The sequence below is a fragment of the Nocardia uniformis NBRC 13702 genome (assembly GCF_001613345.1).
GTDB classification, from domain to species: Bacteria; Actinomycetota; Actinomycetes; order Mycobacteriales; family Mycobacteriaceae; genus Nocardia; species Nocardia uniformis.
In genome coordinates, this window is the sequence record NZ_BDCE01000007.1 from 11,445 (window position 1) to 35,495 (window position 24,051).

A 24,051-nucleotide genomic window follows, 5' to 3' on the forward strand; every position below is an offset into this window, starting at 1 on the left:
ACCAGCCGACTATCCGACTAGCCGATCTCGATTGTGACGGTTGTCGTTTCGGTCCGCGCGGGAAGCTTGCTGGTGTCGATCATCAGGATTTCGCCGGTGTCGGGGAGACCATTGGGCAGGGTCTTGGGCTTCAGGGTGAAGGGCGGCTGGTCGTTCGTGACGCCGTCCAGGCCGAAGTCGCTGTCATTGGCGATGTAGAGGGTGCGGCCGCCGTCGGTGGTGGCGATACCTTCGATCTTGTCGTGGCCGAAGAACTTTCCGTCGGCGTTCAATCCGGCGACGAGAGCCGCGAGATCGAGGTGCTGCTGCTTGTCGACGGGGGTGATACCCGCCTTTTGCAGCGCGGCGATACCGTCGGCGGTGGAGGTGAGGCCGACATAGGTCTCCACGCCCATCCCGCCGATCAGCAGACCGATCTTCGGGTCGTAGTGCGCGCCCGGCACCCGGGCCTGCGGGCCGATATCCGTGGCACCGGAGATATCGACGGTCCACAGCTTCTTATCGGCTTTGGGAGCCGCCTTGCCGTCGCGTTCGCCGACCACGAAGGTGGTATCGCTCAGGGCGGTGATCTCCGAGACGCCCAGCTTCGACTTCGGATTCTCCAGCGGGTACGCGAATTCCCGGACCGCCCGCGACTTCAGTTCGATGGTGACGATGCGGGTCATGGGCACCTCGCGGGCCGATTCCAGCCCCGGGGTACGCAGACCGCTCTGGATAACGCCCACCAGGGTGGTGCCGTCCGGAGTGACGGTCAGGCCCTCCATGCCCTGGTTCGGGGTGCGCTGGGACAGTTCGGCGGGTAGGCCGTTACCGGGGGAGAGGCGTTCGATCTCGGTGCCGGTTGCGTCGAAATGCACCAGGAACGGGCCGTATTCGTCGGAAACCCAGAAGGTGCCGTCGGGCAGCGCGACCAGACCCTCGGGATCGAGACCGTGATCGGTGGCCGGCTGGGGCGTGCCGCTCAGGTCCCGCATGGTCTCGCCGGTTTCCGCGCCGGTATCGATGACGCCGTTGAACGCGACGCCCGCGCGATTCTTCAGTTCGATGGTCGAGATCAGTTCCGCGCGATTGTCGACCAGGCGAAACCTGCCGATCTGCGGCACGAATTCCGGCATGGGGACGATCTTCTCGTTCTTGGCGGGACCGTCCACATTGGGGCCGCGGTCGGTGAGGCCGTAGAACTCACCGGGGGCGCCCGGCACCGGGGTGAGCGCGGAACCGAACGCACTGCCCTGGACCTCGACGCCGCCGAACGTGCCGAGGGCGGGAATGTCGGTGGTGAACAGGCGAACCGCGTCCGTAGTGGTGACGGTGAGCGTGTCGGTGCCGGTGTAGCCCGGCTGCGGCGTGTAGACCAGCGAACCGTCCACACCCCGAGCGAGGGTGCCGTGCTCCGGATCGGTGATGGCCACCGCCGCCGTACCGCCGGTCTTGGCGAGCAGGTCGTCGATGGTGATCGTCAACGGGTGATCTTTACCAGCGGTGAAATCCGCGCTGTCGTCGGAGGAGCAGGCGGCCACGACGGCCAAGGTGCAGATCAGAGTGGCCGCGGTCGTGGCGCGGGCGGCATGGCGAATTCTCACCAGCGTTGCCTACCGTGCCGAATCGACCGGCAGGTGGCCCTCGCCTGAACGTTCGGGGACAGCGTGTTCGATAGCACGCGGATCCTCCTGTTGTTCAGCGTCACTCCCGCAAATCGGACGTTTTGCGGGAGTTGGTGAGCGGGTACGCCTAGGGGGCTTTATCCTAGTCACCGGTGTGTCGCCGATCTCGTCGGTGCGGTCGGGCTGGTGTATCCAAGAACGGGCGGGGCTACCTGCGTTAACCCGGCGTGCACCGGAGCGTCATTGGACGCATGCACCATGATCGGGAAATCGGGACTGGATTGTCATGTCCCGGGCGGGCTTGAAGTGGAGCAGTATGCGGTTGAAGAAGATTGTCGCCGCTGCGGGGGCAGCGGCGAGCGTGTTGTCCGGCGTCGTGCTCGGTGGAAGTGGTTCCGCGATAGCGGATCCGGGCTGCCCGAGCCTCTATGTGGTTGCGGTTCCGGGTACCTGGGAGACCGGGTATGAGAAGGGCGTACAGCCCGGCATGTTGACCGGCGTAACCCGTGGTCTGCCCGCGAAGGTGGATTACGTCACCTACGCGGCGACCGCCTTCCCCTGGGAGGGCAATGTGTACGGGGCCTCCAAGAAGGAGGCCACCGATAATGCTCGCAATCTGGTGCGCGCCATGGCGTCCCGGTGCGGCGCGACCAAGATCGCGTTGGTCGGCTACAGCCAGGGTGCGGATGCGGCCGGTGATCTGGCCTCGGAGATCGGCAGCGGTCTCGGACCCGTCTCGCCGGATCGCCTCGCGGGTGTCGGACTGATCTCCGATCCGCGGCGTTCCATCGGCGATGTTCAGGTCGGCCCGCCCGCCCCGGGCGCCGGCGCGGGCGGCCCTCGGGTCGGCGGCTTCGGGTTCATCAGTGATCGGGTGCGCACCATTTGCGCCATCGGTGATCTGTACTGCTCGACCGAGGAAACCGATTTCGTCACCCGTTTCGCGGGTTTCCTCGCCCAGACCTCCAACCCCACCCCCACCAGCATTTGGCGGTACCAGTTGGAACTGGGCGCCATCATGACCGACCTGATGTCGCACGGCGGCCTGCCCGCGCTGCAGTCGCAGCTCACCGAGGACGCCAATCAGCAGCGCGCCAAGCAGCTGGAGAAGTTCTACGGCTCGGGCACGCACCACCTGTACGGCAGCTACCCGGTCGGCGGCGGCCAGACGGCCATCAGCTGGATGCACAACTGGATCGCGGGCATGGCGTAGGCACAGGCTCTGTGATCTCGAAGGCCGCTCCCTGACGGGAGCGGCCTTCGCTGTGAAATGGGGTTATGCCTAGGAGCGGAGGCTGCGGGGGAGGAGGTCCCAGACGTGGGCGTTCTCATTGATGGTGGCGGCGGTGCGGCGGCCGGTGCGGGAGAACAGGATTCGGGTGACCGAGCAGTAGTCGATCGGGAAGGTGAGGGGGCGGTCGAGGCCCAGGACGTCCTGGAGGAGGACGTTGATTACGCCGCCGTGGGCGAAGGCGACCACGGTATCGGCCGGGTCGGTGGCGGTGACAATGTTGTCCACCGCGGCCAGGACGCGGGCGCGGAAGGCGTCGCCGTCGATTTGTTCGGGTAGGTGTCCGGCCTTGATGCGGTCGTAGACCTCCTGGAATTCGCGCTGGGCGTCCTCGATGGGGATGTAGACCGGGAGGTCGCGGTCGTATTCGGCGAGGCCGTCGAAGAGGTCGATCTCCAGGCCCAGCTTCTCCGCCGTCGGACGCGCCGTCGCCCGCGCGCGCAGCTGCGGGCTGCTCACCACCCGCGTAATCCGATGCGGTGCGAGCACACCCGGCACGCGCCCGGCCTGCTGCACGCCGATCTCGGTGAGGTCGGGATCGGCCGGGGCGGAGGTGCCGAGAATGCGCTGCGGCTGGGCATGGCGGACGAGGATCAACTGCACGCCACCACTGTGCCGCACGCGGTGGGGGCGGCACAGCCGGGGTGGGGCCGGGCTTACTGTGCGGTACGGGGCTTCACGAGCGGGAACGGCAGGGTTTCGCGAATGCTGCGACCGGTGAGCAGCATGACCACGCGATCCACCCCGACACCGAGTCCGCCGGTGGGCGGCATGGCGTGTTCGAGGGCCTGGAGGAAGTCCTCGTCCAGTTCCATGGCCTCCGGGTCGCCGCCCGCCGACAGCATGGACTGCTCGGTGAGCCGTTTGCGCTGTTCGATGGGATCGGTCAATTCGCTGTAGGCGGTACCCAATTCGACACCCCAGGCCACCAGATCCCAGCGTTCGGTGACACCGGGTACATGCCGGTGGGCGCGGGTCAGCGGCGACACCGAGGTGGGGAAGTCGATATAGAAGGTGGGTTCCTCGGTCTTGGACTCCACCAGGTGCTCATACAGCTCCAGCACGAGTTGTCCCTCGTCCCAACCGATCTGGAACGGCACCCCGGCCTTGTCGCACAGGATGCGCAGCCGCTCCACATCCAGATCCGGCGTAACGGTTTCGCCCAGCGCCTCCGAGATCGCGCCGTGCACCGTCTTCACCGCCCAGTCCCCGGAGATATCCACCTCGACGAGCTCCGCGTCGGGTCCGGGCCGCAGCGCCACCATCTTCCCATTGGCCGCCACCGCCGCCGCCTGAATGAGCTGACGGCAGGCGTGCATCATGCGCTCGTAATCACTGTGTGCCTCATAGACTTCCAGCACGGTGAACTCGGGATTGTGGCTGTAGTCCACACCTTCGTTGCGGAAGACCCGACCGAGTTCGAACACCTTCTCCATACCGCCGACGCACAACCGCTTCAGGTACAGCTCCGGCGCGATGCGCAGATACAGGTCCAGGTCGTAGGCATTGATATGGGTGGTGAACGGGGTGGCGTTCGCGCCGCCGTGAACCTGTTGCAGCACCGGGGTTTCCACCTCCAGGAAGCCCCAGCCGTTCAGGGTGTCGCGCAGCGACCGCATCACCGCACTGCGCTTCTTCAGCAGATCCCGGGCCTCGGTATTGATGGCCATGTCCACGTACCGTTGCCGCACCCGGGCTTCCGGATCGGCCAGACCCTTCCACTTATCGGGCAGCGGGTGCAGGCATTTGCCGATCATCCGCCAGTCCTGCGCCAGCAGCGACAGTTCGCCGCGGCGGCTGCGGCCGATCTGCCCGCTCACCTCGATAAGGTCACCGAGATCGAAGAATTCGTCGAAGGCGGCGGCCCGTTCGGAGCCGACCCGGCCGCGGTCGATCATCAACTGGATCTCACCGGACCAGTCCCGTAGCAGCGCGAAGACCACCCCGCCGTAGTCGCGAATCCGCAAGAGCCGTCCGCACACTCGCACCGTGGTGCCCTGGGGTGAGCGGCGTGCCGCGTCGATGGTGTGGGTGGGCGGATAGGCCACCGGATACCCGTCGATACCCAGCGCCGCCATGCGCTCGAGCTTGTCCATCCGCACGCGCACCTGTTCGGGGCGGCGCGGCCCCTGATCCGCGGTATCGCGCTCGGCCACATCGGGGGTGCTGCCGTCGGCGTGCAGTCCGGACATGGTGTCCGGTACCGACGGTTGCAGACCAGTGTGCGTGGAGGCGTCGGGAGTTTTGCCGATACGCGGTAGGAAGCCCTCGGCGAGCGCGCTGGCCAGCGCCACCCGCGGCAGCTGGCGTCGGTCCTCGAACATGGAGAAGCGCGGCACCCAGACGGGCTGATACTTCACATTCGACCGGTACAGCGCCTCCAACTGCCACCAGCGGGAGAAGAACATGAGCACACTGCGCCACAGCCGCAGTACGGGTCCCGCGCCGATTCGGCCGCCCTCCTCGAACACCGCTCGGAAGACCGCGAAATTCAGCGAGATCCGGGTAATGCCGTACTGCTCGGAGTTCAGTGCCAGCTGCGAGATCATCAGTTCCATGATCCCGTTGGGGCCCTTGGGGTCTCGGCGCATGAGATCCAGTGACACGCCGGTGCGGCCCCACGGGATCAGCGACAGCATGCCGAGCACCCGGCCCTCGGAGACGGCGGCCTCGGTGGGGGCCCGGCCATTGCCGGAGCGCAGCGGTTCCACCGCCTCGACCAGCAGGCAGTCGCCGTCGAGCGGATCGCCCAGGCGGCCCAGGGCCATGGAGAAACCACGTTCGGTTTCGGTATCGCGCCAGGTGTCGGCGCGCGCGATGGTCGCCCGCATCTCGTCCGGCGAGAGTTCCGAATGGCGGCGCACCCGCACGACGACGCCGTGTTTGCGCAAACGGTTCGCCGCCTGCCGCACCTGTTTCATATCCGGTCCGGCCAGCGAGAAGGTGCGGGTCTCCAGAATGGCCTCGTCGCCCAACCGCAGCGCTGACAGTCCGGCCCGCCGGTAGGCCGTCGCGCCCGCCTCACTCGCGCCCATTACCGCCGGGGCCCAGCCGTACTTATCGCACATCCGCAGCCAGGCGTCGATGGCGTGCGGCCATGCCTGCTGCGCACCGATCGGATCACCGGAGGCCAGGCACACACCCAGTTCGACGCGATAGGTGAGTGCGGCTTTACCGCTGGGCGCGAACACCACCGCCTTATCGCGGCGGGTGGCGAAGTAGCCGAGCGAATCCTCCACATCGGAGCTCTTCAGCAGTCCGCGCAGCGCCGATTCGTCGATTCCGGTGAGCGCGTTGGCCGCTCGCTGCGACCGGAACAGGACGACCACCGCCGCCACCAGGGCCGCCGCGCCGAACAGGCCGAGCAGCAGGTTCACGAAATGTGGTGGATGCCCGTCGAAATTCTCATTGCTCACCAGAATGGTGGCGGTGACCCGCGATACGGACCACAGCGGTCGCTGCACACCGCCCGGCAGACTGCCCGGGAACAGTTCCACCAGGCCCCAGCCGACCACACAGCCGAGTGCCAGACCACCGGCCAGCACGCCCAGCGCGCGCCGCGCCGCGCCGCTGCGCACCCGGGTATAGAACTCCGGCCAGGCCGCGATCAGGACGGCGATGACGGTGCAGTGCACGATCAGTGCCGCCAGGGCGTGGTAATCGCGCTCCCCGATGAAGTCCAGCCAATTCGCCAGCGCGTACACCGCCATGTAGCCGACCAGCACCCACCACGCTATGCGTTTGCGGCTGGCCGTCGCGCCCGCCAGCAGCCCGACCATGAGCGCCCAGACGAGACTCGTGTCGGGGGCATCGAAGTAGTAGATGTCGATGTAGTGCCGCAGCCCGGATGTCAGATAGCGCAGGCCGGGCGAAATACTCCACAGCCCACAGAACACGGCGAACACGCCCAGTACGAACCCGGTGATATGTGGCACCTCACCGAACCGGCCGTGCCCGCGGTGCGGAACTTCCGGTGACCGCGCATCAGGTCTGTGCTCGGTGTCCTGGTGTTGCCGGTCCTGCGTCGAAGTCACCGCACCAGTGTGTCCTGTACGAGGCGCTCCTGTGGAGAAGGGCGGTCATCCGTGTCTTGTGAACCGCATCCGAACACCCGGTAGCGAAGCTGGGGCAAATTTGGAACAGGAGGTCCGACGGGTGAGGATGGACCCATGGCCGATCCATTCGATGTGCCGATCTCGGATGAAGTCATTCGACTCGGCCAATTCCTGAAGCTCGCGAACCTCATCGATTCCGGTGCGGAGGCCAAGACGGTCATCGCCGAGGGCCTCGTCCGGGTGAACGACGAGGTCGAGTTGCGGCGCGGCCGTCAGCTGTCGGCGGGTGACGTGGTCACGCTCGCCGGGCACCGGGCCCGGGTCGCGAACGGCTGACGGCCGTAACCGGTAGCTAGCTCTCGGCGCGCACCACGACACCGTCGTGGTCGCTGTAGAGCATGTCGCCCGGTACGAAGGTGACGCCGCCGAATTCGACCGGCACATCCTTATCGCCGGATCCGGTCTGGGTGCTCTTGCGCGGGTTGGTTCCCAGCGCCTTGACGCCGATATCGAGGGTGCGCAGGATGGCCGAATCGCGCACAGCCCCATTGACGATGACACCGGCCCAGCCGTTGTCCACGCCACGGCCCGCGATAATGTCGCCGACCAGTGCGGTGTGCACGCTCGCACCGCCGTCGACGACCAGCACCCGGCCCTCGCCCGGTTCGCTGAGTGTCTGCTTGACCAGCAGGTTGTCCTGGAAGCAGCGGATGGTCACAATGCGTCCGGCGAAGGCTTCGCGCCCGCCGAACTGGGTGAACTGGGTATCGCAGCTGCGGATCTCGGGGCCGATCTCATCGGCTAGGTCAGCGGTGGCAACATTCGCGGAATCGGTCACGAGGGCTATTTTGCCTCTCGGTTACTCGCGAGTATCCACGGCCCCGGAAGTTGGACGGGGTCGGCTTCGTCGGCGACCGTCCGGGTTGGCGGAATCAGGCGTTGGCGTCGGCGGAGTGGAATTCGGCGATCTGGGTGATCAGATTATTGGTCGAGCTCTTGACGGCGAGCTTCACGAACGGCTCGATGGTCTTGCCCAGCAGCTTGCCGGCGATCCCGCCCGGCACCTTGTAATCGACGATGGCGTCGACGGTGCTGGAGTTCGCGTCCTTGGCGTGGAACAGGAAGGTGGATTCGATTTCGAAGCCCTTGATGGATTTCACGCCGATGGCGAAATTCTCTTCGTGGCGGACGATCTCGATACGCGAATGCAGGGTGATGGGGCCGAGCTGAATGGTGCCGTCGAAGGTCGCTCCGACACCTTCGGTCTGCTCGGTGGTCGGGGTGAACTCGCTGATCTCATTGATGAATCGCGGCAGGTTGCGGTAGTCGTTCACATAGGCGAACGCGGATTCGGCCGGGGCGGCGCAGTCGGCGATGATCTTGACTTCGGTCATGGGCTCGACTGTAACGTGTTCTAGTTTTGCGCGCAGGGTGGCAATAGCCACACCCATTCTCAGGCCGTGACGGCGAGTGTAGCAGCGAGTCCGAAGACCACCGCCATCACCACAACCTCCAAAATGGCGCGACGTAACGAGGATTCGGCATCCATCCGATGATCGCCGGCAATGGGCACCCAGCGTTTGCGCCACCACCAGCCCAGCACCAGCAGGATGGCCAGCAGCAATGTCTTGGCGATCAGAATTCGGCCGTAACCGGTGGTCACCAAATCCGCCGGACCGCCGATTCGCACCAGGCCGTTGATGATTCCCGTCACGGTGACCGCCGCCAGCAAAGGCAGGGCCCATATCGAATACCGGGGCAGCAGTACCGCCCATTCGCCGCGCGTACGCACCACCAGTGCCAGCGCCAGTAGCAATCCGAACCAGGCGGCGGCCGCCAATGCGTGCACGGCGGCCAGTACCGAACCGAGTATCTGCTGCGACATATGCCCGGTGATCGGTCGCAGCGCGAGCGTGACCGCCGCGAATACCAGCACCAGATCCGAGGTCGCACGCTCCGGCAACCGGTAACCGAATGCGCTGTAGGCGGCCACCGCGCCGCTGCCGATGAGGATCGCGATGCCGATCTGGCCGCCGCTCACCTCGGTCAGGTACGTGCCGAACTGTCCGGCGCCGAGCTCGCCGACCGAAAGGGCGAGTACCTCGGTCGCTTCGAAGACCAGCATGGCGAATTCCAGTGCGATCCAGCATCCGGCGACAATGGTCAGGATGCGCCACGGCGGTTCCAGCCGGTCGTGCAGTCGCGGTAGCGCGGCCAGACCGAGCACCACCGCGCCCGCACAGTCGGCCAGGGCTCGGGCCGGGGCCTCCGGTTGCACCGGATCGTTCGCGGCCAGCAGCCAGGCGAGCAGGGCGCCCAGCAGGCTCACGGGGACGACCAGCAGCAACCACCGTCGGGTGGTGCCGCCGGTCGTATCCCGACGACGATCGGTGCGGTCGGACCGGCTCACGAACGCTGCTTGCCCCGCCCGCCCAGCAGTGCGAAGGCGAGTCCACCGCCGAACAGCACCACCGCGCCCACGACGAACACCCACAGCGGGAAACCGCCGCCCTCGTCATCGCCGGATCCGGCCTTGGCATTGGCCTTCGCGCCCGGCGTACCGGTGCCCTCCTTGGTCAGCGCGAAGGTGACCTTGCCGCTGACCGGGTGCCCGTCGGCCGAGGTGACGCGGTAGGCGATCTTGTATTCGCCGACCGGACCCAGTTCACCCACCGCGATGCTGATGGTGCGGCCATCGACGACCGGTTCACCCTTCGACCACAGATTGCCGTCCGGCCCGGTCACCGTCATGGACGGGTAGCTGGTCTGGAGGTCCTCGTTGAAGGTGACCGAGGCCTGCGCGGGGCCGACCTCGAGCTGTGCGCCCGCCTCCGGCACACTGCCCACCACCGCGGAGTGCGCACTCGCGGTTCCGGTGCCCAGCAAGGACATTCCGCCCACCAGCAGCCCGGCGACCACACCGGCGATCATGCGACGCATCATGAGCGACGCCCCCGAATCACAGCACCCAGACCCAGGGCCGCACCCAGCGCGCCGAGCGCCAGGCCCAGGCCGCCGAGCCAGCGCGCGGTGGTGTCGACCTCGTTGTCGTCTGCAGTGGTAGTGGTGTCGATCCGGTGGTGATCGCCGGTCTTGCTCGCGGCCAGGGCCACCGTCGGCGCGGGATGCTCGGGTTCGGCGCCGTCGGCGGTCTCCGGCTGATCCCAGGCCACGACCTTGCCGTCGCTGTAGGTCTGCGTGGCGGCGAACGTCACCGAATCCCGCTCGGGCAGTGCGCCCAGGGAGATGACGAAGCGCTGGAACTGACCCGGCCCCACCCCGGGATTGCCCGGTTCGGTGGTCCAGGTGACCGAGGTGGCCTCGCCCTTCTCATTGCGGGCCACCTCGGCGGCCCAGCCCGCGAGGGGTTCGGTCCGGGCGCTCTTCACATTCGGCAGGGTGACGGTGAGTTTCGTGGTGGACGCGGAATCCGATTCGGTCGGCACCTTGAAGGTGGCGACGGTGTAGCCGCCCTGGGTCGCGCCGGGCGCGTCCACGGTGACATGGGCGGCGGCGATACCGCTACCGAGCAGCGTGAGGCTCGCGGCCGCGGCGGCCGTGACGAGCGCACGCGGAATACAGGTGTGCATGAGGGGATGACCTTCTCTGCCAAAGGGTTCGGGTGAGTTTGCGAGTCAGCCCGTAACCGGTGGAGCACGCGGCCCGATCGCACCCACGCCGCGCAGGTGCTGAATCTGCCGCGCCGCACCGGGCCAGCGCATCGCCCCGACCCGCGGCGGGTCGGTGACGGGCCGGGTGGTCACCACCCGAACCGCCTGCGAGACAAGGCCGTACAGCCGCTCGGCCACAAGAATCAGGAGCGCGCAGGAAATCGCCGCCACCGCATGAGCGACGATCATCAACCGATCGGGCACCAAACCCGCTGCGGCAGCACCGTGCTCATGCCCGGTAAAGAGTGCTAGCGCACTGTGGCAGGCGAGCTGCCCGGCCATGAGCCACCCGGGTACGGCCCACCGCGATCGTGTCGGCAGCACCGACACCAATATCCCCGCCGCACCGGAAATCAGCAGCAGCAGTGCGAGACCGGCCGATCCGGGCGTATCGCCACCGGCGAACCCATGCGCTGCTACGGCGAGCGTGCCGACGGTCAAACCAACCAGGGTGCCCCGGACCCAGGACAATTCAGTGCGACGCCCGGTGCTCGACGCGCCGATCAGGTGCGCTCCGCCACGCCATGGCTGAACCCCTCGGCCGGGGTGTGTCCCCCGGCGGTCGGTTCGTCCACGGTGGCGCATTCCAAGACCGTCAGCGCACGCCGAGGCGCGCGAGCACGTCCGACTCGATGCCGGACAGTTCATTGGAGATGGAGGCGTGCACCGCGCGGCGGCGCTGCACCGGCATCTGGGCGGCGGTGCGGACGGCGGCGGTGAGGCTGTCGAGCCGGTCACGGATGGCGGTCGCGAAACCCTTCGTCTCGACGTCGGTGCTCTTCTGCTCCAATTCGCGCAGGGTCGCCTCGACATTGGTGATGCGGGCCTGCAGTTTCGCGCCGGGGCCGGAGTATTCGCTGAGCTGATCCAACCCGATACCGAGCTGCTGCGCCCGGCGATTGTCGAGCTGGCCGCGAATCATGGTCGCCGCGCGATACGCCAGCGGTGCGAGCACCGGCACCAGGATGCGCGCCACGCCGAGGTACTTGCGAATCTGAGCGGCACTGAACAGGTCCCGCTCGGCCTTGGCGGCGGCCTTCAGCGCGGCCTTCTCCTCGGCCTTGAACGCCGCGATCTGCGCCTTGGCGACCTTGTCCTGCGTCCGCGCCTCGGCCCGATGCTTCTTACGCTCATTGCGGGCCCCGAGCTTGGCCTCCATACCGGCCTTGTGCTTGAGGGCCTTCGCCTCGGCTCGGCGGCTGACCCGCTTCTTGCGCTTGGTGAACAACCCCATAGATGGCCTCCGTCATGCTGGTTCGCCATGGCAGCACAGGGCCGGGGGAAATGCCTGTCCGCCCATGTCACACAGTTTGCGCCCACAGTAGCTGGTCGAGAAGAGCGTCTGCGAGCGCTGTGCCGTTTATACCTGTCCGCGCGGCCCACCCGGCGGACCGCGCGCAGACGTGCGCACTCGCGCGGCGGTATTTCGACTTCGGCCGGTGCCTCCTCCACTTCGGGGTGAGGGCAGCCCCATCCGCAAAGGGCGTCGGGGAAGCGCCTGCACCTCCATCTTTACAGCCGACGGGGCCGTACCCAGGGGCGGGCGGGCAAGGGTGTCGGGGTCTCAAGCCATACTGCTAGGCGTGGATTCGGGCATCGGCGACCGAGCGGGTCGCGACAATCACGGCACTGCCGCAGACCGGCGTGACGCCGACGCGGCGTCCGTCGAGCCCGGTTCGCGGCGCGAGTCGGGGACGGGGCGGGGCGCTTTCGTCGACGCGCGCGCCCTGATCGGGTGCCGGCATCGGTTGCACCTCGACGCGATCCATCCGGGCGCGATGTCGGGTGTCTCCGAGGACTCCGGTGTGAAGCAGCGGCGTGAAGCCGCGGCCGCGCATCGGGAATCGGTGCGGGACACCCTCGTCGAGGCCGCGCCCCACCGCTGGCTCGTCATCGACCCGACCCTGACCGCCGCACAGCGCGCCGAAGCCACCATGGGCGCCTGCGAGTCGGGTGTCGAACGGATCTGGGGCGCACTGCTTCCGCAGGAACCCGATACCGGGCGGCGCGGCGGCTGCGAGATCCTGCTGCGCGACGACGACCGCGGCGGCTATATCCCGATCATCGTGGTCAATCACAAGGTCACCGACCCGCGCCAACCCGATCCGGCGGACTACCACCCGGTCACCAGCGATCTGTACCAATGGAATCCGCGCCCGGACAAGCATGTCCGCACCCGCCCGCAGCAGCGTGACCAGCAGCGCCTGGCTCACCTCTACCGCATGCTGCAACGCCACGGCCACGCCAGCCCGGCCCTGCTCGGCGGCGCGATCGGCTACCACTTCGACCGCATCCTGGTTCACGATCTCGGTCCCGTGCTCGACGACTACGACCGCCGCTACGCCGATCGGGTGGCAGTGGTGCGCGGCGAACTCCCCACCATCCCGTCGAAGGTGCCCGAATGCCGCCAGTGCGCCTGGTGGACCCGCACCGCCCCCGCCACGGCCGAACCGTCGGCGACGGAGACGGTGGACAACGCGGTCGACGCGCTCAATGGCGGTTGCGAGAAATGGCTCATCGCGCACCGCGATATCAGCCTGGTCGCACCGGGTTCGCGCGCCGACGTGCTGCGCCGCCACGGCGTCGAAACCATTGACGACCTGGCCGGATGGACCGGCGATGATCCGGATGACTGGCAGTACGAACCCTTCACCGAGGCCGTGGTCACCGCCCGTGCCTGGGCCACCGGCGCACCCCTGGTGCGGCGCGTGGACCGGGTGCAGGTCAAGCGCGCCGATGTCGAGGTCGATGTGGATCTGGAGAGCTTCCAGGAGCACGGCGCGTACCTGTGGGGCACCCTGCTCGACGGGGTATACCGCGGGTTCGTCACCTGGGATCCGCTGCCCACCCCCGACGAGGGCCGCTCCTTCGCCGAATTCTGGACCTGGCTCATGGGAGTGCGCGCCGAGGCCAAGGCGAACGGCAAAACCTTTGCCGCCTACTGCTATTCCCGTACCGCCGAGGACAAGTGGCTCTACGAGTCGGCGCGCCGCTTCGCCGGACAGCCGGGTGTGCCGACCGAGAAGCAGATCCAGCACTTCGTCGACGGCCCGCAGTGGGTGGATATGTTCCAGGCCGTCTCCGAGCAGTTCATCTGCCCGAACGGCAAGGGTCTCAAGAAGATCGCCCCCGTCGCGGGCTTCAACTGGCGCGATCCGGAGGCCGGGGGAGAGGCGTCCATGGCCTGGTACCGCCTGGCCGTCGGCTACGAGGGCGAACCCGATCTCACCCAGCGCACCCGCATTCTCGAATACAACGAGGACGACGTTCTCGCCACCAAAACCCTGCGCGACTGGATGACCGATCGCGCCGATGCCGAGGTTCCTTCCATCGCCGATTTCGCCCGTCGTACCATCACGACGTGACCGATCACGTCGAACAACTGGAGTTTCAGGCCGAGACGCATCAGCTTTTGGAGTTGATGATCCACTCGGTCTATTCGAACAAGGACACCTTCCTGCGGGAGCTGATCTCGAATGCCTCCGATGCCCTCGACAAACTGAGGCTGGAGTCGTTCCGGGACAAGGATCTCGAGGTGGATACCTCGGATCTGCGCATCGAGCTCGAGGTGGACAGGGATAGCCGCGTCCTCACCGTGCGCGATAACGGCATCGGCATGTCGCGCGCCGAAGTGGTGGACCTCATCGGCACCCTGGCCAAATCCGGGACCGCCGAACTGCGCAAACAGCTCCTCGAAACCAAGCCCGATCAGGCGGCCGAGGAACTCATCGGCCAGTTCGGTATCGGCTTCTACTCGACCTTCATGGTGGCCGACAAGGTCGCCCTGACCACCCGCAAGGCCGGTGAAACCACCGGCACCCGTTGGGAATCGGCTGCGGGCAGCTCCACCTACACCATCGAGGAGTTGGACGAGGCTCCGCAGGGCACCACGGTGACACTGCACCTCAAGCCCGCCGACGAGGACGACCACCTCTTCGACTACACGCAGGAGTGGAAGCTCCGCGAGATCGTCAAGAAGTACTCCGATTTCATCGCCTGGCCGGTCCGGATGGATGTCACCCGAACCATTATGGAGGGTGAGGGCGAGGAGAAGACCGAAAAGGAAATCACCGAAACCCAGACCCTGAACTCCCAGAAGGCGCTGTGGACCCGCCCCAAGAGCGAGGTCAGCGACGAGGAGTACAAGGAGTTCTACAAGCACGTCTCGCACGCCTGGGACGATCCGCTCGAGATCATCCCCATGAAGGCCGAGGGCACCTTCGAATACCAAGCGCTGCTGTTCATTCCGTCGCACGCGCCGTTCGACCTGTTCAACCGTGAGCACAAGCGCGGCGTGCAGCTGTACGTGCGCCGGGTGTTCATCATGGACAACTGCGAAGAACTGATGCCGGAGTATCTGCGCTTCGTCAAGGGCGTGGTGGACGCACAGGATCTGTCGCTCAATGTCTCCCGCGAGATCCTGCAGCAGGACCGGCAGATCCGGGCCATCCGCAAGCGCCTGGTCCGGAAGGTGCTGTCCACGGTCAAGGACATGCAGGGTGCCGCGTCGTCCGAGGATGGGGACAAGTCCAAGTACGACACCTTCTGGCAGGAGTTCGGCCGCGTCCTCAAGGAGGGCCTGCTCAACGATCAGGACAATCGCGAAACCATTCTGGGCGTCTCGTCGTTCGCCTCCACCAACTCCGAAGAGCAGCTCACCACGCTGGCCGAGTACGTGGAGCGCATGCAGGACGGCCAGAACGCGATCTACTACCTGACCGGCGAATCCCGGCAGCAGATCGAGAACTCGCCGCATATGGAGGCGCTGCGGGCCAAGGGCCTCGAGGTGCTGATCCTGACCGATCCCGTCGACGAGATGTGGGTCGGCGCGGTACCGGAATTCGACGGCAAGCCGTTCCAGTCCATTGCCAAGGGCGAGGTGGATCTGGAGACCGAGGACGAGAAAAAGGCCTCCGAGCAGCTGCGCGAACAGCAGGAGAAGGAATTCGCCGACGTCTTGACCTGGCTCCGGGAAACCCTGGACGAGGACGTGAAGGAGGTGCGCCTGACCAACCGGCTCACCACCTCACCCGCCTGCATCGTGGGCGATATGTACGACTTCACGCCGATGCTCGAGCGCATGTACCGCGCCTCCGGGCAGGACCTGCCGCACACCAAGCGGATTCTGGAACTCAATCCGGGGCATCCGCTGGTCACCGGCTTGCGGGACGCGTACGCCACGCATAAGGACGACGAGGGCACCGACCTCACCGAGACGGCCGAACTGCTCTACGGCACAGCCGTTCTCGCCGAAGGTGGCGAACTGAAGGATCCGGCGCAGTTCGCCCGCATCCTCGCCGAACGCCTCACCCGCACACTCTGATTCGTCGCGGGAGCGCCACGTCTCACACCGGGAACTTTCCGGTCGTGAGGCGTGGCGCACTTCACATAAGAGGCCCTTCGGTCGGTTATGTGTCCGGGGTCACTTTTGTGACGCCCGTAATGGTTTAGGGGATTCCGGGAACCCCGGTCGCGGGCGTACGTTGTACTTCTTGGTCGTAAGTTTTTCGTGTACGTGTATCTACATGCTCGCGCGGAACATTGTGCGGGCGTCGCTTCTCTTGCCGGGCAAGTAGTAAGTCGTCGTCTGGATCGATCGACCCGACCGTTGTGACCACGGCGGTCGAACGAAAACCCGGTCAGGAGAAGACACATGGTTCAAGGCACCGTCAAGTGGTTCAATGCCGAAAAGGGCTACGGCTTCATCGCTCACGAGGGCGGCGCGGACGTATTCGTGCACTACTCGGAGATCGAGGGCACCGGCTACCGCGGCCTCGAAGAGGGCGAACAGGTCTCCTTCGAGATCACCCAGGGCGCGAAGGGCCCCCAGGCATCGGCCGTCCGCAAGCACTGAGATAGCCAGCTGAAACACCAAGGCCCGCACCGGACTCCGGTGCGGGCCTTGGTCGTTCATGCTGTCAGCGCGGGGCCATGCGGAGCGCGCCATCCATGCGGATGGTCTCGCCATTGAGGTAGTCGTGCTCGGTGATGTACTGCGCGAGCTGCGCGTACTCGTCCGGGCGGCCCAGGCGGGACGGGAACGGCACGCCGGACTCGAGGCCCTTGCGGTACTCCTCGGTGACACCGGCGAGCATCGGGGTGTCGATGATGCCGGGGGCGATGGTGTTGACGCGAATACCGAACTGCGCCAGGTCACGTGCGGCCGGAATGGTCATACCGGCGACGCCGCCCTTGGAGGCGGAGTAGGCGATCTGGCCGATCTGGCCCTCGAATGCCGCGACGGACGCGGTATTGATGACCACGCCACGCTGGCCGTACTCGTCGACCGGCTCGGTCTTGGAGATGGCGTCGGCGGCCAGGCGCATCACATTGAACGAGCCGAGCAGGTTCACGGTGATGACCGTGCGGAACAGCTCCAGATCGTGCGGACCGTTCTTGGACAGGATGCGACCCGCCCAGCCCACACCGGCGCAGTTGACGACGACGCGCAGCGGCACACCCGATTCGACGACCGTGGCGACCGCGGCGGCCACCTCGTCACCGTTGGTGACATCGGTCGGGATCAGGGTGACACCGGCGGGAACGCTATCGCCGGCACGCTCGATCGACTGCGCCAGGTCGAGTCCGAACACGGTGGCGCCCAGGTCGGCGAAGCGCTTGGCGGTCGCGGCACCCAGACCGGAAGCGCCTCCGGTGACAATGGCGGCGGAGCCCGAAATCTCCACGGTGATTGGTCCTCTCCAACGTTGGACGGCCTCTCGCTGGCCTTCCGTCAATAGGCACGATAGTGGGGAGTCGCAGCGCGCCTGCGAGGGGACCACAGCAAGAAGACCGAACTGTTTGCGAACATTGGTGTTCGCCGAGTGGTACCGTCTCCGCATGAAGTCCCGCTCGGCCCGCTGGCTGTGCCCCTTCGGCCCGTCCCCCTCGGTGGTCGGCCGCCGGATTCTGGTAACCGGGGCGGCGCGCGGTATCGGCGCGGCGCTCGCCCGGCAATTGCACGCCAATGGCGCCCAGGTCGCGCTCCTGGGCATCGAACAGGACCTACTAGCGGAAGTGGCCGCCGACTGCGGTGACGCACCCTGGCGGTACTGCGATATCGGCGATCCGACGCAGGTGCAGCGGGTGGTGGAATCGCTGGTCGGCGAACTGGGTGGCTTGGATGCCGTGGTCGCCAATGCCGGTATCGCCCGGCAGCTTCCGATCATCGGCGGTGATCCGGCGGTGCTGGAGGAAACGCTCACCGTCAATGTGCTCGGCGTGTACTACACACTGCGGGCCGCCGGACCGCATATCAGCCATCCGAATGGCTATGTGCTGCTGGTGTGTTCGTTGGCCGCGGCCATTCACCTGCCCCTGGCGGGGGCCTACAGCGCCTCCAAGGCCGCCGCCGAGGCGCTCGGCAACACGCTGCGAATCGAATTGCGGCACACCGGAGCCCGGGTCGGCATCGCCTACTTCGCCGAACTCGACACCGATATGACCGCCACCGGTTTCGGCACCGAAGCCGCCCGCGCCATTCTCGGCCGCTCCACCGTGTCCGGCGTCGCCCCGCTCGGCCCGGCCATCGACGGTATGCAGCGCGCCCTGGCTCGCCGATCGCGGCGGGTGGTGTCACCCTATTGGGTGGGTGTGGTGGTCTGGTTCCGCGGCATCGGCCAATGGGCCGTCGATATGGCACTGCGCGGCGGCGTCGGCCCGGGCACCGAGATCGCCCGCACCGAAGTGGTTCCCTTCACCACCGATCAGCCCGCCCGCCCACGCAAACTGAAACGCCTCGCCTGACGACGGAGCCCGCATGACCGATTCGGCAGTCACCGCCCGCCTGCCCCGCGGCCGCCACGGCCTCCCCCGCGAGACCGTGGTCCGCGCGCAGCGGGATCGCATTCTGCTCGCCATGGCCGAGGCGATGGCCGAAAACGGTTATGTCGGAACACCCGTCGCATCCATCATCAAACGCGCCGGAGTGTCCCGGGAAACCTTCTACGAGCAATTCCGCTCCAAGGAGGACTGTTTCGAGGCCGCCTACGAGCGCGCCGTGGAACTGCTGCTCACCGGGCTGCTCGAAGTCACCGGCAATGCTCCCGATGACGAATCCCCGCAGCAGCGCATCGCCCGTGTCCTCACCGCCTACCTCGACGGCTTGGCGGCCCATCCCGCCTTCGCCCGCCTCTTCCTGGTCGAGGTCTACGCCGCCGGAAACGAGGCCATTACCCGCCGCACCACCCTGCAGGACACCTTCGTCGCCATTGTCGCCGATATTCTCGGCGCGGAAACCGAATCCCAGCGCTTCGCCTGCCAGACCCTGGTGGCCGCGCTCAGCGCCATGGTCACCGCCCGCATCGCCACCGACGACATCGACGGCCTGCGCGAACTGCGCGAGCCGCTACTGAACATGATCGGCCGCAGCGGCGACCTGTTCGGCAGCCCGGAGCCCCCCGGCCGCTGACCTCGTCATCCTGACGGGCTCATGGTCCCTTCGTCATCCTGACGGGCACGTGGACCCTTCGTCATCCCGACGGGCGATGGTCCCTCGTCATCCCGGCGAAAAGCACGCCGGGATGACGGGCTGGAGTGCGGGGTGACGGGCTGGAGTCGCGCCAGGATGACGGGGCTCAGTCGCCCGGATGACGGGCTCAGTCGTGCAGATCGGCTGCCAGCGGCTGCGGCTCGGTCGCTGGCTCGGTAGTCCGGTTGCGGCGCAGCGCGAGCAAGACGAGCCCCGCGAGCGCGGGCAGTCCGGCCGCGGCGAGAGCCGTTGCCGGTGTGCTCAATTGCGTCACCGTGCCCAAAAGCGTCAGCGCGCCGAAGTAGAGGAACAGTAGGCCGGAGCAGACAGCGAGCGTCCGCTCCGGAATGTGCTTACCCACGGTCACGCCGACCGCGATGGCCAGCCCACCGGCCGCCACCATGCCGGCGACCGAGCCGATCCATACAGCCAGCCAGCCGTTGTTGGACGCCAGCGCCATGGTCGCGAACATGGTGCGGTCGCCGAGTTCGGCCAGCATGAAGGCCGACAGCACCACGAAGAACGCCGATCGGGAGCTGGTCTGCGGGGTAATTGGTTCGGCGTCGCCGGAATCCGCGGCGGCGCCCCGACGCGGGAGCACCTCGCGCAAGGTCCACAGGCCCACAATGATCAGGATGGCGGCGGCGAACAACGAGATCACCTCGGTCGGCAGTGCCGCACCGAGGAAGTGTCCGACGCCCACCGCGATGAGATTCACGGCCACGCTGGCGGTGGCGATGGCGCTCAGCACCACCCACCAGCGGTAGCGCAGCGCGAAGGTCAGCGCCATGAGTTGTGATTTGTCGCCGAGTTCGGCGAGGAACAGCACACCGAAGGTCAGCAATAGTGTGGCGATCATCGTTCAGCTCCCAGGGCTCGGCCTGTCGGCTGAATGGAATGGACGCCTCCAGCCGACACCGCACCGTCAATCCGGATCGGTTGTCATTGGCCGAAGGTCTCGCCCACCGAGAGTTTCGGTTCACGCAGCCGGATCCACGCCGGGACCAGTATGTCGACTGCGCGATTGGGGGCTACTCCCCTTCGCTGTCCGCCACTGTACCCGGGCAAACCGGACTACGCCAATCCGACACACTCGAAATCGCAATGCGCGCAATAAGTTTGGGCCACCGCCCCAATAGTTTCGGGTGCCCTTACGCGGCCAGCAGCATAGCCAGAACCGCGGTGTCGGGGTCGCTGATCAAATCGACACCCACGCGCGAAACCAGCGAGGTGACGGTGCCGTCGCTATCGGTTTCCACCCAGGCGGCGCGGTGATCCAGACCCAGGTGCGGCAGTCCCGGGAGTAGTACGCAGCCCGATGCCGCGCCCACGCATTCGGGCAGGGACGGCCGGGTTTCGCGCGGCGGATGCAACATGATCAAGGCCGACGGCGTACGCGTGGCAAACCTTCCGGGCCGCAACGCCCGTTCGCCCATTACCGGCCCCTCCGCGATGACGAGTCCCACCGTCCCGGGCTCTGGATCGTCGGGGAGTTCCTCGCGGGTGCCGAAGACCGTCGAGGTGGGCAGCAGACCCGGCAGGCTGGCCACCCGCACCGCCAGGACCAGCAGCTGGGCCCATTCCTTGGTGGAATCCGGCCAGCGGCCGGAGATGAGAAATCCGCGCAGTGCGCCGCTGGCCTGGAACGGCGTCACACCGACTTGGCCGTCGTTCGTATTCATTACTGCCTCCCGAGCTCCCGAAATCGGGGCGGCCCTGCACGTGCTGCCTGGGAATACCAGGTTGTACCCGAACCGAACTGGCACACAAGTACCAGAGAGTGCTAGCAGTACGGCGGCTCGACGGGCAACGCGCGACTGGATGGACAGCACAGCTCTGCCGCGGGAATGGCAAAGGCCCGCGAACCAAGTGGTTCGCGGGCCCGAAAACCTCACCTATGAGGGCGTGCGCCCCCGCGGCATCAGCCGAAGACGAGTCCCTTGCCCTGCGAGACGGCGCGGGCGAAGCGGTCCTGCACGTCGGCCCAGTTGACGACGTTCCAGAACGCGGTCACGTAGTCGGCCTTGACGTTCTTGTACTGCAGGTAGAAGGCGTGCTCCCACATATCGACCTGCAGCAGCGGGATGATGCCCAGCGGCACATTGGCCTGCTGGTCGTACAGCTGGAAGGTCAGCAGCTTCTGGCCGAGGGTGTCGTAACCCAGGACGGCCCAACCGGAACCCTGCAGACCATTGGCGGCCGCGGTGAACTGCCCGCGGAACTTGTCGAACGACCCGAACTGGTCGTCAATCGCGGCGGCCAGCTCGCCGACCGGCTTGTCGCCGCCGTTCGGGGAGAGGTTCTTCCACCAGATGGAGTGGTTGGCGTGTCCACCGAGGTGGAACGCCAGATTCTTCTCGTTCAGGAAGATGGAGGCGTGATCGCCGGACTCACGAGCCGCTTCCAGCTTCTCCAGAGCGGCATTCGCGCCCGCGACGTACGCGGCGTGGTGCTTGGTGTGGTGGATCTCGTTGATCTGCCCGGAGATGTGCGGCTCCAGGGCGCTGTAGTCGTATTCCAGTTCTGGCAGCGTGTAAACAGCCACGATGTCCCTTCCTCAGTGTCGGGGCTGGTGTGCCCTCGCAAAAACTATCGAATGCACCCAACCATCATTCGTACACCCGCTCGGTTGCAACCTGGGGCGCTCCCCCCGGCATTCCCGTCTCCCCGAATATTTAGCGCCCGGCGGAGAGCCGTTGACAGTCGTGCACGCGTGCCGGCGGTTGGGTGCCGAGCCGATTTTGGGTGTCCCCGGCGAGTTACCCCGATTCTTACGAGATCAGTCGTTGCGTTTCCATGACCGATTCCTGGGGCTGTCGGACCGGTACTCACCCGCCTAGCATCTACCTATGTCGTGGTACGACGAACTCGTAGGGCGGGTGCGACTCCCGCAGCCGGTCATGGTGACGCCGGAGCAAGCGCTGGCCGGGCGGTCGGAACCGCTGGTGGTGCCGGAGAAACACTATGTCAGCGGGCACCCGCTCCGGCCGCCTTTCCCGGAAGGTATGCGGCTCGCGGTCGTCGGGATGGGCTGCTTCTGGGGTGCGGAGCAGGGGTACTGGCAGCTCGACGGTGTGTACAGCACCGCCGTCGGATACGCCGGGGGATACACCCCGAACCCCAGCTACGAGGAGACGTGCAGCGGGCGAACCGGCCACACCGAGGCCGTACTGGTGGTATTCGACCCCGAGGTCATCGACTACGGCCGAATCCTGAAGCAGTTCTGGGAGAACCACGATCCGACGCAGGGCATGCGGCAGGGCAATGACCGCGGCTCCCAATACCGTTCTGCCATCCTGACTCTCGACGACGGACAGGCCGAACTCGCGCACGAGACGGCGAGCGCCTACCAGAAACGATTGACCGAGGCCGGATTCGGGGCCATCACCACCGAGATCACCCCGCTGCCAGACCCTTCCGCCTTCTACTACGCGGAGGGCTACCACCAGCAGTACCTGGCCAAGAACCCCGGCGGATACTGCCCAGACCACGCCACCGGCGTCAGCTGCCTCCCCCGCCTCCCCGGGACTTCAGCGCCCGGCTGAGGGTCGCTGACCGTTGTGCACGCGTGCCAGCGGTTTGGGTGCCGAGCCGATTTCGGGCGTACCCGATGAGTTACCCCGATCCTTACGAGATCAGTTGTCGCCGAGTGGTCCCCGGCAGCTCGACCGAGCTGCCGGGGACCACTCAGCGCTTGGTTGCGACCCTAGAGCGGCGGGACGATATCCGGGCGCATGGTGCGGGGATCGCACCTGTTGTGCGCCTCCCACCAGCGCACGCCGCCCGCGATGAAGTCGGGGACGGGGATCTCGCAGCCGTGGTTGTCCTGAATGCTGACCTGCTCGAACCAGATTCGGATATCGAGTTCACGCGGGTCGACGCCCTCCTCCTGGGAGAACTCCAGGACGTGCGTCGGTGGGCGATCGCTGATGGTGGTGTCGAAGCTGAGTAGATCGCGCCACAGCGCCCAGCTGCTGTCGTCGAGATCGAAGAATTCCCAACCGTGCAGTGCGGCACCGCCGAAGCTGCGTACGGCGTCACCCAGGTTGTCGAGGGTGAGTGGGAGAATCTCCGGCTCCAGGGCGTCCCACTGCACGCGGCGGAACGACGTGGCGACCCGGCTGACGCCGGAGAGGGTGAGGAAGACATCGCAGTCGGCGGGCGGTGGCCCGTCGATCGGCAGTGTCAGTACATCGAGTTCCAGCTTTAGCTGCGCGTTTGCGGGTTCGACCTGCATGCCGAGGCAGGTCGCCTCCGACAAGGCGGTATTGAGTCCGGTGGTGTCCAGTCCGTCGAGTAGCCCCCTGCTCGTGTTCATAGCGTCAGGCTACCGAGAATGCCTGCTCGAACCAGGGATTTTGAGGGAACCGATCAAGCGGGCGGCGCGTCCAAATAGATGTCCGGCCGGTTGCTCCGGCATGTGGAGGGGATTTACCGGGGCGGCCGGCCGGACAATTGAGACAGGTCTCAACCTGTGGATCAGGTTGTGGATTATGTGGATAACCCGCCCGCTCGGGGCCGGTACCGGACGCCCGAGCGGAATGGAACTGCCCGACCGCCGCATGCCCGTGGCAGGATCGACAGTGTGACAAGTCCGGACATCCCCTCGGTATCGATCGACGCGGTGCCCGCGCAATTCGATGACGCGCAGCCGCGGGCGGCGACCGGCGCCGTGCCCGGCGTGCTGCTCGACGTCCGCGAGGACGACGAATGGCAGCTCGGACACGCACCCGGAGCCATTCACATCCCCATGGTCGATGTGCCCGCCCGGATCGACGAACTCGACTACGACACCCAGATCTACGTCGTCTGCCGCCAGGGTGGACGGTCCATTCAGGTGGTGAAGTACCTCGAGCACGTCGGCTTCGAGGCCGTGAACGTGGCCGGCGGGATGGTGGCGTGGCAGCAGGCCGGGCGACCGCTTGCCGCCGCGGGTGACCACCAGGCGAAGATCTACTGA

At 66.5% G+C, this 24,051-nt stretch carries 24 protein-coding genes; 9 read left to right on the forward strand and 15 right to left on the reverse strand.

The annotated features are described in order from the left end of the window. Nucleotides 1-17: 17 nt before the first annotated feature. Nucleotides 18-1,583 (reverse strand): esterase-like activity of phytase family protein, encoded by a 1,566-nt coding sequence (locus NU1_RS01625; RefSeq protein WP_245719900.1) that lies wholly within the window; start codon nt 1,581-1,583, stop codon nt 18-20. 337 nt (nt 1,584-1,920) lie between these two features. On the opposite strand from NU1_RS01625, the gene NU1_RS01630 reads away from it, so the two are divergent. Continuing rightward, the gene (locus tag NU1_RS01630) at nt 1,921-2,817 is read left to right on the forward strand and encodes a cutinase family protein (protein ID WP_084520898.1); all 897 of its coding nucleotides are present in this window, start codon (nt 1,921-1,923) and stop codon (nt 2,815-2,817) included. 69 nt (nt 2,818-2,886) lie between these two features. Here the strand turns inward: NU1_RS01630 and NU1_RS01635 are convergent, their stop codons facing one another. After that, the gene (locus NU1_RS01635) at nt 2,887-3,498 is read right to left on the reverse strand and encodes a histidine phosphatase family protein (protein ID WP_067516605.1); all 612 of its coding nucleotides are present in this window, start codon (nt 3,496-3,498) and stop codon (nt 2,887-2,889) included. 53 nt (nt 3,499-3,551) lie between these two features. Continuing rightward, nucleotides 3,552-6,929 (reverse strand): bifunctional lysylphosphatidylglycerol synthetase/lysine--tRNA ligase LysX, encoded by a 3,378-nt coding sequence (gene lysX, locus NU1_RS01640; protein WP_067516607.1) that lies wholly within the window; start codon nt 6,927-6,929, stop codon nt 3,552-3,554. A 135-nt stretch (nt 6,930-7,064) separates the two neighbouring features. On the opposite strand from lysX, the gene NU1_RS01645 reads away from it, so the two are divergent. Next, on the forward strand, nt 7,065-7,286 hold the full coding sequence (locus NU1_RS01645) for an RNA-binding S4 domain-containing protein (protein WP_067516608.1): 222 nt from the start codon (nt 7,065-7,067) through the stop codon (nt 7,284-7,286). Between the two features lie 16 nt (nt 7,287-7,302). Here the strand turns inward: NU1_RS01645 and rraA are convergent, their stop codons facing one another. From rraA to NU1_RS01680, 7 genes are all read right to left on the reverse strand, one after another. Further along, nucleotides 7,303-7,788 (reverse strand): ribonuclease E activity regulator RraA, encoded by a 486-nt coding sequence (gene rraA, locus NU1_RS01650; RefSeq protein ID WP_067516610.1) that lies wholly within the window; start codon nt 7,786-7,788, stop codon nt 7,303-7,305. Nucleotides 7,789-7,882: 94 nt separating this feature from the next. After that, nucleotides 7,883-8,344 (reverse strand): SRPBCC family protein, encoded by a 462-nt coding sequence (locus NU1_RS01655; RefSeq protein WP_067516751.1) that lies wholly within the window; start codon nt 8,342-8,344, stop codon nt 7,883-7,885. A 59-nt stretch (nt 8,345-8,403) separates the two neighbouring features. Further along, nucleotides 8,404-9,360 (reverse strand): CopD family protein, encoded by a 957-nt coding sequence (locus NU1_RS01660; RefSeq protein WP_084520884.1) that lies wholly within the window; start codon nt 9,358-9,360, stop codon nt 8,404-8,406. Next, nucleotides 9,357-9,890 (reverse strand): copper resistance CopC family protein, encoded by a 534-nt coding sequence (locus NU1_RS01665; protein ID WP_371859751.1) that lies wholly within the window; start codon nt 9,888-9,890, stop codon nt 9,357-9,359. Before NU1_RS01665 ends, NU1_RS01660 begins: the two co-directional genes overlap by 4 nt. After that, nucleotides 9,890-10,540, reverse strand: coding sequence for a YcnI family copper-binding membrane protein (locus NU1_RS01670; RefSeq protein WP_067516614.1), 651 nt, complete (start codon nt 10,538-10,540; stop codon nt 9,890-9,892). Before NU1_RS01670 ends, NU1_RS01665 begins: the two co-directional genes overlap by 1 nt. A gap of 45 nt (nt 10,541-10,585) precedes the next feature. Next, the gene (locus tag NU1_RS01675) at nt 10,586-11,062 is read right to left on the reverse strand and encodes a hypothetical protein (RefSeq protein ID WP_157551935.1); all 477 of its coding nucleotides are present in this window, start codon (nt 11,060-11,062) and stop codon (nt 10,586-10,588) included. 154 nt (nt 11,063-11,216) lie between these two features. After that, nucleotides 11,217-11,855 (reverse strand): DUF6474 family protein, encoded by a 639-nt coding sequence (locus NU1_RS01680; protein ID WP_067516616.1) that lies wholly within the window; start codon nt 11,853-11,855, stop codon nt 11,217-11,219. Between the two features lie 493 nt (nt 11,856-12,348). On the opposite strand from NU1_RS01680, the gene NU1_RS01685 reads away from it, so the two are divergent. The 3 genes from NU1_RS01685 (at nt 12,349) to NU1_RS01695 (ending at nt 16,475) form a co-directional block, all read left to right on the forward strand. Beyond that, the gene (locus tag NU1_RS01685; RefSeq protein ID WP_245719908.1) at nt 12,349-13,986 is read left to right on the forward strand and encodes a TM0106 family RecB-like putative nuclease; all 1,638 of its coding nucleotides are present in this window, start codon (nt 12,349-12,351) and stop codon (nt 13,984-13,986) included. Then, nucleotides 13,983-15,944 carry a molecular chaperone HtpG gene (gene htpG / locus NU1_RS01690; protein WP_067516619.1) on the forward strand — a complete coding sequence of 654 codons (1,962 nt, stop codon included), beginning with the start codon at nt 13,983-13,985 and terminating at the stop codon, nt 15,942-15,944. The genes NU1_RS01685 and htpG overlap by 4 nt, the downstream gene beginning before the upstream one ends. Before the next feature lie 330 nt (nt 15,945-16,274). Further along, nucleotides 16,275-16,475, forward strand: a complete 201-nt coding sequence (locus tag NU1_RS01695; RefSeq protein WP_067516621.1) for a cold-shock protein — start codon at nt 16,275-16,277, stop codon at nt 16,473-16,475. A gap of 64 nt (nt 16,476-16,539) precedes the next feature. Here NU1_RS01695 and NU1_RS01700 read toward each other — a convergent pair whose 3' ends face one another. After that, nucleotides 16,540-17,307 (reverse strand): SDR family NAD(P)-dependent oxidoreductase, encoded by a 768-nt coding sequence (locus NU1_RS01700; protein ID WP_067516623.1) that lies wholly within the window; start codon nt 17,305-17,307, stop codon nt 16,540-16,542. 154 nt (nt 17,308-17,461) lie between these two features. Here NU1_RS01700 and NU1_RS01705 point away from each other — a divergent pair, with 154 nt between their 5' ends. Together NU1_RS01705 and NU1_RS01710 are read left to right on the forward strand one after the other, a co-directional pair. After that, the gene (locus NU1_RS01705) at nt 17,462-18,367 is read left to right on the forward strand and encodes an SDR family NAD(P)-dependent oxidoreductase (RefSeq protein WP_067516759.1); all 906 of its coding nucleotides are present in this window, start codon (nt 17,462-17,464) and stop codon (nt 18,365-18,367) included. 13 nt (nt 18,368-18,380) lie between these two features. After that, entirely contained in the window at nt 18,381-19,031 is a 651-nt protein-coding gene (locus tag NU1_RS01710; protein WP_067516626.1) for a TetR/AcrR family transcriptional regulator, read from the forward strand. Nucleotides 19,032-19,218: 187 nt separating this feature from the next. Here NU1_RS01710 and NU1_RS01715 read toward each other — a convergent pair whose 3' ends face one another. From NU1_RS01715 to NU1_RS01725, 3 genes are all read right to left on the reverse strand, one after another. Further along, nucleotides 19,219-19,950, reverse strand: a complete 732-nt coding sequence (locus NU1_RS01715; RefSeq protein WP_067516628.1) for a TMEM165/GDT1 family protein — start codon at nt 19,948-19,950, stop codon at nt 19,219-19,221. A 292-nt stretch (nt 19,951-20,242) separates the two neighbouring features. After that, nucleotides 20,243-20,773 carry a peptidase gene (locus NU1_RS01720; protein WP_067516630.1) on the reverse strand — a complete coding sequence of 177 codons (531 nt, stop codon included), beginning with the start codon at nt 20,771-20,773 and terminating at the stop codon, nt 20,243-20,245. Nucleotides 20,774-21,012: 239 nt separating this feature from the next. Beyond that, nucleotides 21,013-21,636, reverse strand: coding sequence for a superoxide dismutase (locus tag NU1_RS01725; RefSeq protein ID WP_067516632.1), 624 nt, complete (start codon nt 21,634-21,636; stop codon nt 21,013-21,015). A gap of 304 nt (nt 21,637-21,940) precedes the next feature. Between NU1_RS01725 and msrA the strand changes: the two genes are divergently transcribed. Continuing rightward, complete coding sequence (gene msrA, locus NU1_RS01730; RefSeq protein WP_067516634.1) at nt 21,941-22,636, forward strand: peptide-methionine (S)-S-oxide reductase MsrA; 696 nt, start codon at nt 21,941-21,943, stop codon at nt 22,634-22,636. 161 nt (nt 22,637-22,797) lie between these two features. Here msrA and NU1_RS01735 read toward each other — a convergent pair whose 3' ends face one another. After that, the gene (locus NU1_RS01735; RefSeq protein ID WP_067516636.1) at nt 22,798-23,409 is read right to left on the reverse strand and encodes a hypothetical protein; all 612 of its coding nucleotides are present in this window, start codon (nt 23,407-23,409) and stop codon (nt 22,798-22,800) included. A 267-nt stretch (nt 23,410-23,676) separates the two neighbouring features. Between NU1_RS01735 and NU1_RS01740 the strand changes: the two genes are divergently transcribed. Continuing rightward, entirely contained in the window at nt 23,677-24,051 is a 375-nt protein-coding gene (locus NU1_RS01740; RefSeq protein WP_157551936.1) for a rhodanese-like domain-containing protein, read from the forward strand.

What these genes read in the sequence shown, in the direction of transcription:
- NU1_RS01695 (WP_067516621.1), top strand. Translation starts at nt 16,275, where the DNA reads ATGGTTCAAGGCACCGTCAAGTGGTTCAATGCCGAAAAGGGCTACGGC.
- msrA (WP_067516634.1), top strand. Translation starts at nt 21,941, where the DNA reads ATGTCGTGGTACGACGAACTCGTAGGGCGGGTGCGACTCCCGCAGCCG.
- NU1_RS01655 (WP_067516751.1), bottom strand. Translation starts at nt 8,344, where the DNA reads ATGACCGAAGTCAAGATCATCGCCGACTGCGCCGCCCCGGCCGAATCC.
- NU1_RS01645 (WP_067516608.1), top strand. Translation starts at nt 7,065, where the DNA reads ATGGCCGATCCATTCGATGTGCCGATCTCGGATGAAGTCATTCGACTC.
- NU1_RS01720 (WP_067516630.1), bottom strand. Translation starts at nt 20,773, where the DNA reads ATGAATACGAACGACGGCCAAGTCGGTGTGACGCCGTTCCAGGCCAGC.
- NU1_RS01665 (WP_371859751.1), bottom strand. Translation starts at nt 9,890, where the DNA reads ATGCGTCGCATGATCGCCGGTGTGGTCGCCGGGCTGCTGGTGGGCGGA.
- NU1_RS01630 (WP_084520898.1), top strand. Translation starts at nt 1,921, where the DNA reads ATGCGGTTGAAGAAGATTGTCGCCGCTGCGGGGGCAGCGGCGAGCGTG.
- NU1_RS01735 (WP_067516636.1), bottom strand. Translation starts at nt 23,409, where the DNA reads ATGAACACGAGCAGGGGGCTACTCGACGGACTGGACACCACCGGACTC.
- NU1_RS01680 (WP_067516616.1), bottom strand. Translation starts at nt 11,855, where the DNA reads ATGGGGTTGTTCACCAAGCGCAAGAAGCGGGTCAGCCGCCGAGCCGAG.
- NU1_RS01710 (WP_067516626.1), top strand. Translation starts at nt 18,381, where the DNA reads ATGACCGATTCGGCAGTCACCGCCCGCCTGCCCCGCGGCCGCCACGGC.
- NU1_RS01715 (WP_067516628.1), bottom strand. Translation starts at nt 19,950, where the DNA reads ATGATCGCCACACTATTGCTGACCTTCGGTGTGCTGTTCCTCGCCGAA.
- NU1_RS01670 (WP_067516614.1), bottom strand. Translation starts at nt 10,540, where the DNA reads ATGCACACCTGTATTCCGCGTGCGCTCGTCACGGCCGCCGCGGCCGCG.
- NU1_RS01705 (WP_067516759.1), top strand. Translation starts at nt 17,462, where the DNA reads ATGAAGTCCCGCTCGGCCCGCTGGCTGTGCCCCTTCGGCCCGTCCCCC.